Source organism: Mesobacillus boroniphilus JCM 21738, from assembly GCF_000517385.1.
In the GTDB taxonomy this organism is placed as follows: Bacteria; Bacillota; Bacilli; order Bacillales; family Cytobacillaceae; genus Mesobacillus; species Mesobacillus boroniphilus.
The window spans coordinates 1-15,616 of record NZ_BAUW01000086.1; the positions used below are offsets into that span (position 1 = coordinate 1).

At 44.3% G+C, this 15,616-nt stretch carries 9 protein-coding genes, 4 pseudogenes and 1 other annotated feature; all 13 genes and pseudogenes read left to right on the forward strand.

Annotated features, from left to right (window positions below; genetic code table 11):
• Positions 1-2,203 (forward strand): RHS repeat domain-containing protein (locus tag JCM21738_RS17730; protein ID WP_035209791.1); only part of this gene is annotated, 2,203 nt, incomplete at its 5' end.
• A 27-nt stretch (positions 2,204-2,230) separates the two neighbouring features.
• Entirely contained in the window at positions 2,231-2,467 is a 237-nt protein-coding gene (locus tag JCM21738_RS17735; RefSeq protein WP_023626466.1) for a hypothetical protein, read from the forward strand.
• A gap of 559 nt (positions 2,468-3,026) precedes the next feature.
• Positions 3,027-3,314 (forward strand): hypothetical protein, encoded by a 288-nt coding sequence (locus tag JCM21738_RS17740; RefSeq protein WP_023626465.1) that lies wholly within the window; start codon positions 3,027-3,029, stop codon positions 3,312-3,314.
• 423 nt (positions 3,315-3,737) lie between these two features.
• Positions 3,738-4,148, forward strand: a complete 411-nt coding sequence (locus JCM21738_RS17745; protein ID WP_439646011.1) for a CtsR family transcriptional regulator — start codon at positions 3,738-3,740, stop codon at positions 4,146-4,148.
• Positions 4,149-4,175: 27 nt separating this feature from the next.
• Entirely contained in the window at positions 4,176-4,721 is a 546-nt protein-coding gene (gene mcsA / locus JCM21738_RS17750) for a protein-arginine kinase activator protein McsA (protein ID WP_023626463.1), read from the forward strand.
• A 2-nt stretch (positions 4,722-4,723) separates the two neighbouring features.
• A pseudogene (gene mcsB / locus JCM21738_RS17755) lies at positions 4,724-5,805 on the forward strand (protein-arginine kinase McsB).
• Between the two features lie 4 nt (positions 5,806-5,809).
• Positions 5,810-8,247: pseudogene (clpC, locus tag JCM21738_RS17760) on the forward strand (ATP-dependent protease ATP-binding subunit ClpC).
• A gap of 357 nt (positions 8,248-8,604) precedes the next feature.
• Positions 8,605-9,984, forward strand: a complete 1,380-nt coding sequence (gene radA, locus JCM21738_RS17765; RefSeq protein ID WP_023626460.1) for a DNA repair protein RadA — start codon at positions 8,605-8,607, stop codon at positions 9,982-9,984.
• Between the two features lie 4 nt (positions 9,985-9,988).
• Positions 9,989-11,011 carry a DNA integrity scanning diadenylate cyclase DisA gene (disA, locus tag JCM21738_RS17770; protein WP_023626459.1) on the forward strand — a complete coding sequence of 341 codons (1,023 nt, stop codon included), beginning with the start codon at positions 9,989-9,991 and terminating at the stop codon, positions 11,009-11,011.
• Between the two features lie 210 nt (positions 11,012-11,221).
• Positions 11,222-12,313, forward strand: a complete 1,092-nt coding sequence (locus JCM21738_RS17775; protein WP_023626458.1) for a PIN/TRAM domain-containing protein — start codon at positions 11,222-11,224, stop codon at positions 12,311-12,313.
• 176 nt (positions 12,314-12,489) lie between these two features.
• Positions 12,490-13,185 (forward strand): 2-C-methyl-D-erythritol 4-phosphate cytidylyltransferase, encoded by a 696-nt coding sequence (gene ispD, locus JCM21738_RS17780; protein WP_023626457.1) that lies wholly within the window; start codon positions 12,490-12,492, stop codon positions 13,183-13,185.
• 44 nt (positions 13,186-13,229) lie between these two features.
• Positions 13,230-13,711: pseudogene (gene ispF, locus JCM21738_RS17785) on the forward strand (2-C-methyl-D-erythritol 2,4-cyclodiphosphate synthase).
• Between the two features lie 85 nt (positions 13,712-13,796).
• Positions 13,797-15,252: pseudogene (gltX, locus tag JCM21738_RS17790) on the forward strand (glutamate--tRNA ligase).
• Positions 15,253-15,319: 67 nt separating this feature from the next.
• Positions 15,320-15,553, forward strand: a binding site (T-box leader).
• Positions 15,554-15,616 lie beyond the last annotated feature (63 nt).

Genomic DNA, 15,616 nt, shown 5'->3' on the forward strand with positions numbered 1-15,616 from the left:
AAAGGCATTCAATTCGCTTGATGTTTACTACCATTTCAACAACCAGTCTGGTACGGCATATTTTGATGCGATGCGTCTGGTAATCGGTACTTCCATCACGTCCAACACATATGAGGATGGAGGTAATTATATAACAGGTGTCAAAGACCAGCTCGGCAATACGGTTTCATTTGGCTATGATGCCGTCGGAAACAGGACAAGCGTGACAGATGCAAAAGGGCAAAGGACTTCCTTTGCGTATGATGGCCGCAGCCTGTTGACAAAAGTGACAGATGCGAAACTTGGCGTGACTTCCTATGGTTACGATGGCAACGGGAACCGGACAACCGTAACCGATGCCAAAGGGAACCTGACAAAGTACGACTACAACGAATTCAACCTTGTTTCAAAGTTCACGAATCCGTTAAACCAGGTGACCCAGTTTGAGTATGACAGGAACGGTAACCAGACAATGCTGGTTTACCCGAAAGGTGACGCAATCACCAGCACATTCGATGCACTGAACCGTTTGAACGGCATATTTGTAAACGGGGCAAAGAAGTGGGGCTATGGGTACGATGCGAACGGGAACATGACTTCCGTGACCGATGCATCTGGTATCAGCAAAACCTTCTCTTACGACAGCAACAACCGTTTGACTGAGGAAGCAAAGGGATCCGTTAAAATGTATTATGGCTATGATCCAAATGACAATTTGACTTCCGTCAAATTCACTGCAGGCACGACAAGTGCTTCAACCGAATTTGCCTACAATAAGCTGAACCAGCTTATCACCTTGTCCAAAAACGGTTCAAACCGGGCGAAGTTCGTATATGATGAGCGGGGTAATGTGACTTCCGTTAAACGGGCAAACAATTCCTATACATCATTCCAATATGATGACGCCAACCTGTTAAACGAACTGAAAAACTACAAGAATGACGGGACTGTATTGAACTCCTATAAATACAGCTACGACCCGAACAGTAACCAGACCAGCATCGCAACCGACAAAGGAACGATTTCGTACGAATACGATGCGCTGAACCAGCTGACGAAGGAGGCTTTAACAGACGGCACAGCGATTACGTACGAATACGATTCGGCAGGAAACCGCACAAAGAAGATTGAAACAAAAGGGACGGCAGCAACTACCACCACCTATACGTATAATGCCGGAAATGAACTGACAAACGTCAATGGCCAGGCACATACCTACGACCAGAACGGAAACCTCACAAATGATGGGGATAAAACCTACATCTATAATGAGGAAAACCAGCTGACCGAAGTCAAAGACAAGACGGGCACTTCCCTTGGGAAGTTTACTTACGACCATGAGGGCAAGCGGACCAGCATGACAACATCCGCAGGGACAACAAACTTCCATTATAATGGGGATAAAGTCATCGCTGAGACGGATGCCAATAATGCGGTTACAGCGGAGTATACATGGGATGCCCAAGATAACCCTGTTACCATGGTTAAAGGCGGCAAAACGTATTATTATCATATTAACGGACATGGTGATGTAACAGCATTAACAGATGAAAACGGGAATGTGGTAGCGGAGTATCAATATGATGCTTGGGGGAATATTCTTTCTTCATCAGGGACCATGAAAGATGTTAGCCCATACCGATATGCTGGGTATCGGTTTGATCAGGAAATTGGTTTATATTACTTGATAGCTCGTTACTATGATTCAAGTGTTGGACGTTTCTTAACTAAAGATTCTATACACGGAGTTGAAGACGATCCTGGAAGTCTTAATCAATATGTCTACTCCAAAAATAATCCCGTTAAATACATTGATCATAGCGGACATCTGCCAACACTTGTAGCATCTGCATTGGTTGGTGCGCTGATTAATGCTGTCGGTTATGTAGCAGGTCTATTGGTTAAATATGGAAAGAAAAATGCATTTAAACATTTTAGTGTCTGGGCTTTCGGAGGAGAACTTTTAAAGGGAGCAGCTGCCGGAGTCATAGGTGGAGGTATTGTTTCCAAGCTAGCTAAAGCAGGAAACCTTTCAAAAGTAGGAGAAAAGTTTTTAGCAGGACACATGGCGCCTGCAGCTTACTTAGTATCAAACTTTGGAAACTTTAGCCGAGGGTCTTTCTCAGAAAACCAAGTCCTTTCATTGTTTGGTGACAAAGTAGGATTTTTATGGTCGGCAGCAAAGCCTTATGTCCAAAAAATATATAAAAAATATAAAAGATGAATCCTTTAATTAAAGGGGGGATAAACGGTGGGAAAAGATTTTTATGCGGGTATACTCATTTTCGCTGTTGGTATATTTTCTTTGTATATGTTTTTCCATGCAACAAAGGAAAGATTCTATTACAGTAAAACATATTCGCAAGTCAAGTATATAACGCCATTACCTGGTTCTATTAATTATTGGATTATTAAAATTTTGTTTATTGTTGGAGGTCTTTTGTGTATTTCTGTAGGTTTATATGGAATTAGTAAGCCATTTCTTTGAAACTCTTGTTGGATTTTGGAAGTTTCCTTTCCATTAAATAAATGAATAAAATTTCAAGCAATCTTTAAGTAATTTAGCAGTTACCTGTCATGGGTGACTGCTTATTTTGTGTGCCAGGCATGTTCATCAACTTAGCGGTGAAAGTCCGCTATGGACATTGGGATATGCGAACCATTAGCCGAAGGCAAGGGTGTCCGTGGCGACGAGGAATCAGAAGGAAGTCTTAGTCAAACCCTCCCTAGGTATTGTGGATTTCTAGGAAGAATGAGAAAACAAACTATTCGTATAATATAAATTAACGCTTTATTAAAAACGGTTATAAAATGTCCAAACCCTTGGTATATATGGGTTTGGGCATTTTTTAATTATACCATTATTTGCGTTAAGAAGGATTAACGCATTTTTTGTGGAATTTATTTAACAACGAGAGCACATTTCTAATCTTCCCGGTTACTCTACGATCATTATGAAGCTGATTTTAACTACGAAATGTACACAGTTTATTTTATTGTAAGAAACATGCAATGTTTAAACAGAACGGCTACAAGGAAGGAACTTAATGAAAAAGAAATTGAATTTTTGGTCATTCATCTTTTCAACCATCTGGGTTTTGCTTTTTTTTATAGTTTCCTCCACAGGGCCTATTGTTTACAACATATTAGGGATACATCCATTCGTTTTGCTTTTATGTGTAACCATGCTGACTTTTGTAACAGGGCTTACAGGGATGGCAGGTATGGAAGGTTGGAAGGCTATGGCTAGGAGTTTTTCGACAATCATACTGACACTGGGTTTATCAGCACTCTTAGCTATCGTAATCTTTTTTGGTAAGCTATTAAGTTATTGAATAGCATTTATACAGGCACAGGCAATTCCCTAAGACAATATGATATACCAGCCATTTTCCTATATAAGCACCTTGGTGAAAGGTGTGCTTGTCTTACAATCTTTAAAAGTTGCCCAATAGCCATTCGATTACACTTACTTAAGTCAGTGACCATCACAAGTTGCTTCAAAACGCAAATTTTTAATTGATGTGTCCAGATACAAGTTTCCACATGTTGCAAAATGGGTATAATAACCAACATACACCTCTCACATTGGCATGTTTTGGCATACATTATTTTGGCGAACATAACTCAGGATGCTTTCATTGCAACGGAAAATTTTTTGTATAATTAACGTCAAATATAGTCAAAGTCAGATTGGGGGAGGTTTAGTGAGGAATATATCGGACATCATAGAACATTACCTTAAGCACGTTTTAGAAATGAGCGATAAGGACATCGTTGAAATCAAACGAAGTGAAATCGCCGATAAATTTCAGTGCGTGCCGTCCCAAATCAATTATGTCATCAATACAAGGTTCACGATTGAACGGGGCTATATTGTTGAGAGTAAACGGGGCGGCGGCGGCTACATCCGTATCATCAAAGTCCAGACTTATGATCATGCGCATTTGATTGATGATTTACTGTATTTGATTCAGACTCGAATTCCACAAAGCAGCGCTGAGCATGTCATCTTCCGTCTTGTTGAGGAAGAGGTAGTCACTGACCGCGAGGCAAAGATCATGCTGAGTGTGCTCGACAGGTCCGTCCTGTATATAGAACTGCCGCAGCGTGACGAGCTGCGTGCGAGAATGTTGAAGGCCATGCTGGTGGCATTGAAGTATAAATAATATCAAAGCGGATAAAGAGGTGAGGGCATGATCTGCCAAGAGTGTAAACAAAGGCCGGCAACGCTGCACTTCACGAATTATTCAAATGGCGAAAAAACGGAATTGCACTTGTGTGAAATTTGCGCACAAGAAAAAGGCGAACTGTTTATGATGAACAACGGCCCTGCTTTTTCGATCAATAGCTTACTTGCCGGATTGTTGAATATGGAAACTGCTTTTCCTGAACAGAAGAAGGAATTTGAAGCTGAGCAAGTTGCCCAGTGTCCGCAATGTTCGATGACGTTTCCGCAGTTTGTGAAAGTAGGCCGGTTTGGCTGTGCGACTTGCTATGATGCTTTTCGCGAACAGCTGACCCCGATTGTAAGGAGACTCCATAGTGGTAATTCCGTGCATAATGGAAAAATCCCTAAAAGAGTCGGCGGGAACCTTCATGTAAGGAAGACAATCGATCAGCTCAAGCAAACTTTGAAAGAGCTGATTTCTGCAGAGGAATTTGAGAAAGCTGCTGAGACAAGGGACCAAATCAGGGAACTTGAAAGGAAATTGTCAGCAGGTCAAGAGGGAGAGGAGTAGCCTTGTCATTGGAAAAGTTTATCAATCAGGCTGTCAGCTCCTGGATGAGTAATGATGGACCTGATTCAGATATCGTCCTTAGCTCTCGCATCCGCTTTGCAAGGAATCTTGATGAATATAACTTTCCGACGCTGTTCACCAATGGAGAGGCAGAAGCAGTGGCAGTTACGATCATGGAACGTGCCGATAATACTTCCATAGCTGCCTTCGGTAAGTTGGAAATGATCAAAATGGATGAAATTCCGTCTTTGCAGAAAAGGGTGTTAGTCGAGAAGCATTTGATCAGTCCGAATCTGGCTGAAAACTCCGTTCATGGTGCCGTCTTACTGTCTGAAAATGAAGAAGTGAGCATCATGATCAATGAGGAAGACCATGTCAGGATTCAATGTTTATTCCCTGGCTTTCAGCTAAGTGAAGCACTAAAGGCTGCTAATGAGATCGATGACTGGCTTGAGACTCCGTCAATTATGCGTTTGATGAAAAGTTCGGCTATTTGACCAGCTGCCCTACAAACGCAGGAACCGGTCTAAGAGCATCAGTGATGATGCATCTGCCTGGCCTTGTTTTGACACAGCAAATGAACAGGATTGTTCCGGCGATTAACCAGCTTGGTTTAGTGGTAAGAGGTATTTACGGCGAGGGCAGTGAAGCGCTCGGCAATATTTTTCAAATCTCGAATCAGATTACACTAGGGAAATCGGAAGATGACATCGTCGACGATTTAAAAAGTGTCGTAAGCCAGATTATATCTCAGGAAAGGTCAGCGCGGGAAGCATTAGCGAAGACTTCGAACATACAATTAGAAGACAGAGTGTTTCGTTCATATGGGACACTTGCCAATAGCAGGATCATCGAAACGAAGGAAGCAGCCCGCTGCCTTTCTGATTTAAGGCTTGGAATAGATATGGGCTTTATAAAAAATATATCAAAATCGATTTTGAATGAATTGATGATATTAACTCAGCCTGGGTTTTTGCAGCAATATGCGGGAGGAGCATTAAGCCCGAATGAACGGGATATCCGCAGGGCTGCTTTAATAAGAGAACGATTGAAAATGGAAACAAAAGATGAGTCAGGAGGATGATCTTATGATGTTTGGACGATTTACCGAGAGAGCACAAAAAGTATTGGCACTCGCACAAGAAGAGGCAATCCGCCTTGGACATAACAATATCGGAACAGAACATATCTTGCTTGGCCTGGTGCGTGAAGGTGAAGGAATTGCGGCAAAGGCGCTTTACGGACTTGGCCTTGGAGCGGAGAAAATCCAGAAGGAAGTCGAAAACCTGATTGGCCGCGGTCAGGAAACTTCCCAGACAATCCACTACACTCCAAGGGCTAAGAAGGTCATCGAGCTTTCGATGGATGAGGCAAGGAAGTTGGGCCATTCCTATGTAGGAACAGAACATATCCTTCTCGGATTGATCCGTGAGGGAGAGGGCGTGGCTGCAAGAGTTTTGAATAACCTCGGTGTAAGTTTGAACAAAGCGCGCCAGCAGGTTCTTCAGCTGCTTGGAAGCAATGAAACTTCAGGTCATCAGGGAAGCGGAACGGCTAATGCCAATACGCCGACACTTGATAGCCTTGCAAGAGACTTAACGGCAATCGCCAGGATGGCAACCTGGATCCGGTCATCGGCCGCAGCAAAGAAATCCAGCGTGTAATCGAAGTGTTAAGCCGCCGGACAAAGAACAACCCTGTCTTGATTGGGGAGCCTGGTGTAGGTAAAACGGCGATTGCTGAAGGATTGGCACAGCAGATTGTAAACAATGAAGTGCCTGAGATCCTCCGTGACAAGCGTGTCATGACGCTGGATATGGGTACGGTTGTTGCCGGGACTAAATATCGTGGTGAATTTGAGGACCGACTAAAGAAGGTCATGGATGAAATCCGCCAGGCCGGAAATATCATTCTTTTCATCGATGAGCTTCATACACTGATCGGTGCTGGCGGAGCAGAGGGTGCGATTGACGCGTCCAATATCCTGAAGCCTTCATTGGCTCGTGGCGAACTGCAGTGTATCGGTGCGACCACACTTGATGAGTACCGCAAATACATTGAAAAAGATGCTGCGCTAGAACGACGTTTCCAGCCAATCACGGTAGATGAACCAACTGCGGAAGAGTCAGTGCAAATCTTAAAAGGTCTTCGTGACCGCTATGAAGCTCACCATCGAGTATCGATAACGGATGAGGCAATTGAAGCGGCAGTAAAATTATCTGACCGCTATATTTCCGACCGTTTCCTACCTGATAAAGCGATTGACTTAATTGATGAGGCAGGCTCGAAGGTTCGCCTGCGCTCTTATACTACCCCGCCAAACCTTAAGGAGCTTGAGGTGAAGCTGGAGGAAGTGCGCAAGGAGAAGGATGCTTCTGTCCAAAGCCAGGAGTTTGAAAAGGCTGCTTCGTTAAGAGATACAGAGCAGCGTCTTCGTGAACAGTTAGAAAATACGAAGAAATCATGGAAAGAAAAGCAGGGCAAGGAAAACAGTGAAGTGACAGTGGAAGACATCGCGAATGTCGTGTCCAGCTGGACGAATATTCCTGTTTCCAAGCTGGCGCAAACTGAAACAGATAAACTGCTGAACCTGGAGGAAATCCTTCATTCACGTGTCATTGGCCAGGATGAAGCTGTTAAGGCAGTTTCCAAGGCAGTAAGACGTGCTCGCGCAGGATTGAAGGATCCGAAGCGTCCTATTGGTTCATTCATCTTCCTTGGACCAACAGGTGTCGGTAAAACGGAATTGGCGAGAGCACTGGCAGAATCCATGTTCGGTGATGAAGATGCGATGATTCGCATCGATATGTCTGAGTACATGGAAAAGCATTCGACATCCCGTCTTGTCGGCTCACCTCCAGGATATGTCGGATATGATGAAGGCGGCCAGCTGACTGAGAAGGTCCGCAGAAAGCCATATTCCGTCATCTTACTAGATGAAATTGAAAAAGCTCATCCAGATGTGTTCAATATTTTGCTGCAGGTACTTGAGGATGGACGTTTGACCGACTCCAAGGGCCGGACAGTCGATTTCCGCAATACAATCATGATCCTGACATCCAATGTCGGAGCTGAAGCATTGAAGCGGAATAAATATGTTGGTTTCAATATCCAGGATGGCGAACAGGATTACAAAGATATGAAAGGCAAAGTGATGGAAGAGCTGAAAAAGGCGTTCCGTCCCGAATTCCTTAACCGTATCGATGAAATCATCGTCTTCCACGCACTTGAAAAGCCACATTTGAAAGAAATCGTGACATTGATGTCCGACCAGCTAGTAAAGCGCCTGAAAGAACAGGAAATCACGCTAGAGCTCACAGATGCAGCAAAAGAGAAGATTTCCGAGGAAGGCTACGATCCGGAGTACGGAGCCCGTCCGTTGCGCAGGGCGATACAGAAGCATATCGAAGACCAGTTGTCTGAAGAATTGCTCAAAGGAACTGTCCTCACAGGGCAAAGTGTCGTCATTGATGTAGAAAATGGTGAGTTCGTCGTCAAGACTCCAGAAGGATCGGCAAAAGCTTAAAATGGCTTAACATGTTATCAAAAGGGGTATACGTATTAAATACGTGTACCCCTTTTTTCCTAGTAACTCATTCTTAAATCAATATAGGTTCATATGTTTTATTTGCACTTTTCCTCATAAGAGTCCCGGTGCCTATTTGGGTTGCACTTGCAAGAGAACAGTCTTTCTAAAAAATAGTTGGAATTGTGGCATCTGTATATGAACATAATTTAATTGAAGAAGTAAGCATGTTGATTCATGACCTCAAACAGTTCTTGTTGAAAAAAATACATAGGCACTTCAGTCGCTATCATTTCTTTTATTACTTGTTAAGCTTTATTATAAAGATAAGAATTTTTTTATTGAGAGGCTAAGAAAATGGCTAAAAGAAAAACAAAATTCATGTGCCAGGAATGCGGCTATGAATCTCCAAAATGGATGGGAAAATGTCCTGGTTGCGGACAGTGGAATAAGATGGTCGAGGAAGTGGAAAGCACTGGCTCTACTAGAAGAGGGGCTTTTGCCAATACAGGAAATACGGGTGTTGCTGCAAAAGCCACTCCAATCACCAGTATTGAAACAGTCAGCGAGCCGCGGATTACGACAGACTTGAATGAGTTGAACCGCGTACTTGGCGGCGGCGTTGTCAGGGGATCGCTTGTATTGATTGGCGGGGACCCTGGTATTGGTAAATCGACACTATTGCTTCAGGTATCTTATCAGCTGGCAAAAAAGGCTCATTCAGTCCTATATATTTCCGGTGAAGAGTCAATGAGGCAAACGAAGCTGCGAGCAGACCGCCTTGGAATCACATCGGATAACCTGCTTGTTTATTCGGAAACAAATCTTCAAGAAATTAGCCTGACAATTGAGAATACCAATCCGGATTTTGTCATAGTGGACTCAATCCAAACCATTTTCCACCCGGAAGTGACCTCTGCACCAGGGAGCGTGTCACAGGTAAGGGAATGTACAGCTGAATTAATGAGGATTGGGAAAACAAAGGGAATCGCGATTTTTATCGTTGGCCATGTCACAAAGGAAGGATCTATCGCCGGACCAAGACTGCTGGAGCATATGGTCGATACAGTTCTTTATTTTGAAGGGGAAAGGCACCATACTTACAGAATCCTCCGGGCTGTCAAAAATCGTTTCGGCTCCACGAATGAAATGGGTATTTTCGAGATGAAGGAAATGGGCCTTGAAGAAGTGGCAAATCCCTCGGAAATTTTTTTAGAGGAAAGATCACAGGGAGCTTCAGGTTCAACGGTTGTGGCTTCGATGGAAGGAACACGGCCAGTATTGGTTGAAATCCAGGCTTTGATTTCACCAACGAGCTTCGGGAATCCTAGGCGGATGGCTACCGGAATCGACCATAACCGCGTTTCACTGCTGATGGCGGTGCTGGAGAAGCGCGTCGGGTTGCTGCTTGCTAACCAGGATGCTTATTTGAAGGTCGCCGGCGGTGTGAAGCTGGATGAACCGGCAATTGATCTTGCGGTGGCTGTCAGCATTGCTTCAAGCTTCAGGGATAAACCGACCCGCGCTACTGATTGTATCATTGGCGAGGTGGGCCTGACTGGGGAAGTCAGGAGGGTCTCGAGGATTGAACAGCGCGTCCAGGAAGCGGCGAAGCTTGGATTTGAAAGAATTATTTTACCGGAGAATAATCTTGGCGGATGGACTCCTACACGGGGTGTTGAGCTTATCGGGGTATCATCTGTCAGCCATGCATTAAAAGTCACCTTGGGAGGTTGATGGATTGGAACACAAAGAGCTTGAGGAAAAAGGGTTAGGTGAAACCCTTCAATTTATTGCTCCAGGTACGCCTCTAAGGGATGGAATCGATAATGTGCTCCGGGCCAAGACAGGCGGATTGATTGTATTTGGATACAATGAGAAAGTTAAAAACCTGGTTGATGGCGGCTTTGAAATCAACTGCAGATTCAGCCCCGGCTATCTCTATGAGCTGGCGAAGATGGATGGCGCAATCATCCTCAATGAGACGGGAAGCAAAATCTTATTTGCCAACGCCCAGCTAGCTCCTGATACGGGAGTACCCTCGACCGAGACAGGGATGAGGCACAGGACAGCGGAACGTGTGGCAAGACAGACGAAGGCACTCGTTATCGCAATTTCCCAGCGAAGGAATGTCATAACCCTATACCAGGGACACTTTCGCTATGCCTTGAAGGAAATCGGTGTCATCCTGACGAAGGCGAACCAGGCAATCCAGACGCTGGAAAAGTATAAGGTTGTCTTAGAACAAAGCATTAACAATCTGGGAATCCTCGAATTTGAGGATCTTGTTACCTATAATGGTTTACTTCAGGTTATCCATCGATTTGAAATGGTACTAAGGATCAAGACAGAGCTCTTGACATATTTGAGCAAGCTCGGACTCGAGGGGCAGCTGATCCGCCTGCAAATGCAGGAACTTTTATCTGAAATGGAAAAAGAAGCATTGCTAGTCATCAAAGATTATTCAGCAGAATCAGAAGTGAAGGCAGAAGAAGTGATGGCCCGTTTCCAGGAGCTCTCGAAGGCTGGTGTCATTGAGGATTCTGCCATCCTTAAGCTTCTCGGGCATCAGGGATATGTGCATATGGATGAATTCATCTGTCCCAGAGGATATCGGATGTTGAATAAGATTCCGCGGCTGCCGATGATCATTACCGAGAATTTGATCAATCGTTTCGGCAAATTCAAGAATATGATTGCAGCTTCCGTTGAAGAACTGGATGATGTAGAGGGTATTGGCGGCCTGCTTTTAATTGACACCTGAATGCCCCGATGCTACTTTAAAGATGAGATTTACCCCTATAGAAATTATGGTAATCTTGCTGAATTAAAATAATAATTTGTACAGAATACGGAACCTCTGCCATGGTAAAATCGTATAATCATTTGGATATTTATTTTAAAAGAAAATGTTTTCATTACTAGGGTTTCAAAATTTGGAAGTTGTTTATAATGAGTAAAAGGAGGTGAAAGGATGTTAAGACGTATCATTCAAGCCTGCTTCCTGATCATTGGGGGAACGCTTGGTATATTCTTAATTCCTGATTTATTATCATTAATGAACGCGGGAGACATGACTCTCATCAATAATCCGTATGTTACTGCTGTTTTGGGCGCACTTATTTTTTATCTTCTTACTTTTTGGGCTGTAGATCCTGTGACCAATTTTGTGAGGTGGGCTGAAGAGTCGCTGATCAAGGCACCAATTACGGATGTCCTCTTTGGCAGTGTCGGCCTTTTCTTTGGATTGCTGGTGGCATTTTTAGTAGGATTTGCCCTTAATGCAATCCAGGTGCCTGTTGTGAATACAGTTGCACCGACTCTCCTGACACTATTATTTGGGTATCTTGGATTCCAGGTCGGTTTCAAAAAGCGTGATGAACTGCTTGGCTTATTTTCAAAGTCGAAGAAAAAGGGAACTGAAGAAGAGACGGAAAAGGAAAGTCGTGCGAGAGAGTGGAAGATACTCGATACAAGTGTGATTATTGATGGCAGGGTTGCTGATATCTGCCAGACTGGATTCCTTGAAGGCACCATCGTAATCCCGCAGTTTGTCCTCGAAGAATTACAGCATATCGCTGATTCATCTGACGTGTTGAAGCGCAATCGCGGGCGGCGCGGATTGGACATCCTTAACCGCATTCAAAAGGAGCTTAAGATTAAGGTAGAGATTTATGAAGGTGATTTTGATGATATCCAGGAAGTCGACAGCAAGCTTGTAAAGCTGGCAAAGCTGACAAATGGGGTTGTCGTCACGAATGATTTCAACCTGAACAAAGTCTGTGAATTGCAGAAGGTTGCCGTGCTGAATATCAATGACCTCGCCAATGCGGTAAAACCAGTTGTCCTTCCAGGAGAAGAATTGAGCATCCAGGTAATCAAGGATGGCAAGGAACATAATCAGGGCATTGCATACCTTGATGATGGTACAATGATCGTAGTCGAAGAAGGTCGCGATTATATTGGAAAGCGTATCGATGTTCTTGTAACAAGTGTGCTGCAAACATCAGCTGGCAGAATGATTTTCGCTAAGCCGAAGCTGTTGGAAAAAAGCATAATCAGTTGATCCATCCCCGGATGGACCAAGCCTTTATGGGCAGTTGATTCCCGCTTCCTTCGTTATTTTTTGAAGGCGTGAAGCAGGGCCTCGACTGCCGTTTATATGTAAAAGTGATTGTGAAATGTTTGCTGTTTTATTTGGTGGTTTTTTAACAGCAGAAATGTAGATTGGAGTTTTTCGTCATGCCTTATCAGGTCATTATTCCGGCTGCGGGTCAGGGAAAGAGAATGGGAGCAGGAAAAAACAAGCTGCTGCTCACTTTGGAAGGTGTTCCGATCCTGATCCATACACTTAGGGTGTTTGAAGCAGATGCTGAATGCTCAGGCATCATTCTCGCCATCAACCCGAGTGATGAGCAACAGTTTAAGTCTTTATTGAAAGAATATGATATACATAAATTATCTTCGCTTGTCACTGGCGGCAAGGAACGCCAGGACAGTGTCTATAACGGGCTGATGGCAGTCCATTCCCTGGATGGAATCGTGCTGGTCCATGATGCAGCCCGTCCATTCATCAGAATAGAAACTATCCACAATCTCGTGGAGGCTGCAAGCAAGGAAGGCGGATCAATCGTGGCTGTTCCTGTTAAAGATACAATCAAGAAAGCGGCCAACGGCAGGGTAGCTGAAACAGTTGAGCGTTCAAGCTTGTGGTCAGTCCAGACTCCTCAGGCTTTCCGTGCTTCCGTATTGCTTGAGGCTCATAACAAGGCAATGAGGGAACAATTCGTCGGTACAGATGAATCAAGCCTAGTCGAACGGATCCCACATCCTGTCAGCATCATTGAAGGCGACTATGATAATATTAAGCTGACAACACCAGAAGATTTATATTTCGCCGAAGCGATTCTGCGCAAGCGGAAAGAATCCGGTGTTTGATAGAGTATATAAAACCAGCATGATTTTAAAAGGAGTTATTCATTATGTTTCGTATTGGACAAGGTTTCGATGTACATCAATTGACAGAGGGCAGGCCGCTGATCATTGGCGGAATCATGATTCCATATGAAAAGGGGCTTCTTGGCCACTCGGATGCCGATGTGCTTTTACATACGGTAGCAGATGCTTGCTTGGGGCAATAGGAGAAGGAGACATCGGCAGACATTTCCCGGACACTGACCCTGAATTCAAGGACGCTGATTCAGCAAAATTGCTTGAACACGTATGGAAGATTGTGAAGGAAAAAGGATACGAGCTTGTTAACATAGACTGCACGATTATCGCACAGCAGCCTAAGATGGCTCCGCATATCGAAGCGATGCGTGAAAGGATTGCAGGCTTATTGGAAGGCACTCCTGACCAGGTGAACGTCAAGGCGACGACAACGGAAAAGCTCGGTTTCCCGGGGCGGGGAGAAGGTATCGCTTCCCAGGCAACTGTGTTGTTGAAGCAGACGGAGAAATAAATCACAGACAGCTTGATAAGCCACTTCCGCTTTATATATCGATAGTGATACAATAATGAACAGTTATATTAGAGGAGGATTCACTATGTCATCAGATATCCGGGTGCGCTACGCTCCGAGTCCGACTGGACATTTACATATCGGGAATGCCCGTACAGCACTATTCAACTATCTATCGCACGGAACAGAGGCGGAAAGTTCATTATCCGCATTGAAGATACAGATAAAAAACGCAATATCGAAGGCGGAGAGCAAAGCCAATTGAAGTACCTTCAGTGGCTTGGAATCAACTGGGATGAGAGTGTCGATGTTGGCGGCGATTATGGACCGTATCGCCAATCAGAGCGAAATCACATATATGAAAAGTACAATCAGGAGCTTTTGGAAAAAGGCTTTGCCTATAAGTGTTATTGCACGGAGGAAGAGCTGGAAGCTGAGCGCGAGGAGCAGTCTGCACGCAATGAGACTCCTCACTATTCAGGCCGCTGCCGCAACCTTACAGCAGAACAGAAGGAACAGTTTGAAAAAGAAGGCCGCCAGCCGAGCCTTCGTTTTAAAGTGCCTGCAGGCAAGATCCTTAAATTCGATGATATGGTAAAAGGCGAGGTCAGCTTTGAGTCCGACGGGATGGGTGATTATGTCATCGTCAAGAAGGATGGCACGCCTACTTATAACTATGCGGTTGTTATCGACGACCATTTGATGAAAATTTCCCACGTACTCCGCGGGGATGACCACATTTCCAACACACCGAAGCAGCTTGTGATTTACGAAGCGTTTGGCTGGGAGCCGCCTGTATTCGGCCATATGACGTTGATCGTTAACGAAAGCCGCAAGAAATTGAGTAAACGGGACGAATCAATCATCCAGTTTATCGAGCAGTACGAAGAGCTCGGATATTTGCCAGAGGCTTTGTTCAACTTCATCACGCTGCTTGGATGGTCACCAGCAGGTGAAGAAGAGATTTACTCTAAGGATGAGTTCATCGAGATTTTCGATCCGGCGAGGCTTTCAAAGTCTCCTGCGCTTTTTGACCAGCAGAAACTTGCATGGATGAACAATCAATATATGAAAAAAGCTGATCTGGACCGAGTTGTCGAGCTAGCGTTGCCGCACCTTGTTAAAGCTGGAAAAGTCAGCGAGAATCGTACAGAGGAAGAGGATACCTGGGTTCGCGGCTCATTTCCCTTTACCATGATAAAATGAACTTCGGAGCGGAAATTGTCGAGATGTCGGATTTGTTTTTCCGCGCTGAGGTAAACTATGATGAAGAAGCAAAAGAGGTCTTAGCAGGTGAACAGGTTCCAGAAGTGCTGAATGCATTCCTTGCGGAGATCGATAAGCTTGAAGAGTTCAGGGCTGATGGAATTAAGGCAGCGGTCAAGGCAATCCAAAAAGGAACTGGCCATAAGGGTCAGAAGCTGTTCATGCCAATCCGTGCGGCTGCCACAGGGCAAACACATGGACCAGACCTGATGCTTGCAATGGAACTGATCGGCAGAGAAAAAGTGATGGAAAGAGTCCAGAAGCTTTTAGGCTAATAACTTTTTAAGCTATTTTAGTTAACAGAAATACAAAAATGTAATATAGTAAGAGTAATTCTATATGATCAAAGTGTTGAAGAGGAAAAGTAGAAGAATGACGCTTATTAGAGAGAACCATCACCGGCTGAAAGTGGTTCAGGCCTCTCATTTTTTGAAATGCGCCTCAGAGTCCCTATGCAAAAAGGCAAACAGTGCCTTAGTAGTATCGGGCGGGTCCTCCCGTTAACAGGTGAAAGTTGAGGCTATTGCTTAAGATGGCCTAAACAGAGTGGAACCGCGCATATCAAGCGTCTCTGTCGTATACGACAGGGACGCTTTTTTATCTTATAAGAAAGTATAAAACTTTTTACTTAGATTAGTG

What these genes read in the sequence shown, in the direction of transcription:
- JCM21738_RS17775 (WP_023626458.1), top strand. Translation starts at nt 11,222, where the DNA reads ATGTTAAGACGTATCATTCAAGCCTGCTTCCTGATCATTGGGGGAACG.
- JCM21738_RS17745 (WP_439646011.1), top strand. Translation starts at nt 3,738, where the DNA reads ATGAGCGATAAGGACATCGTTGAAATCAAACGAAGTGAAATCGCCGAT.
- ispD (WP_023626457.1), top strand. Translation starts at nt 12,490, where the DNA reads ATGCCTTATCAGGTCATTATTCCGGCTGCGGGTCAGGGAAAGAGAATG.
- mcsA (WP_023626463.1), top strand. Translation starts at nt 4,176, where the DNA reads ATGATCTGCCAAGAGTGTAAACAAAGGCCGGCAACGCTGCACTTCACG.
- radA (WP_023626460.1), top strand. Translation starts at nt 8,605, where the DNA reads ATGGCTAAAAGAAAAACAAAATTCATGTGCCAGGAATGCGGCTATGAA.
- JCM21738_RS17740 (WP_023626465.1), top strand. Translation starts at nt 3,027, where the DNA reads ATGAAAAAGAAATTGAATTTTTGGTCATTCATCTTTTCAACCATCTGG.